The sequence below is a fragment of the Nocardioides oceani genome, assembly GCF_030412965.1.
GTDB classification, from domain to species: domain Bacteria; phylum Actinomycetota; class Actinomycetes; order Propionibacteriales; family Nocardioidaceae; genus Nocardioides; species Nocardioides oceani.
In genome coordinates, this window is sequence record NZ_JAUHJQ010000283.1 from 1 (window position 1) to 218 (window position 218).

Below are 218 nucleotides of genomic sequence, written 5' to 3' on the forward strand. Positions count from 1 at the left end.
GGAGCGGACGGCGCGCTCGCGGGCAGGGGTGAGCTCGCCGGAGGCGTACTCCGCCAGGGCGTCGTGCATCCGGTCGTAGTCGGCCCGGGCGCCGGGGCCGACCAAGCTGAGGGCGACGCCGGTGGCGGCGACGGTGTCCAGGCGCTTGCGGTAGCAGGCGACGAGCTCGGGGTCGTGCGGGGTGACCTTGGCCAGCCAGCGCTCGACCACGGCGGGGG

Annotated in this window: 1 protein-coding gene; it reads right to left on the bottom strand. The window is 77.1% G+C overall.

Annotated features, from left to right (window positions below):
• Positions 1 to 218, bottom strand: a 218-nt coding sequence (locus tag QWY28_RS24070) for a hypothetical protein (RefSeq protein ID WP_300955414.1), incomplete at both ends; no start/stop codon positions are given.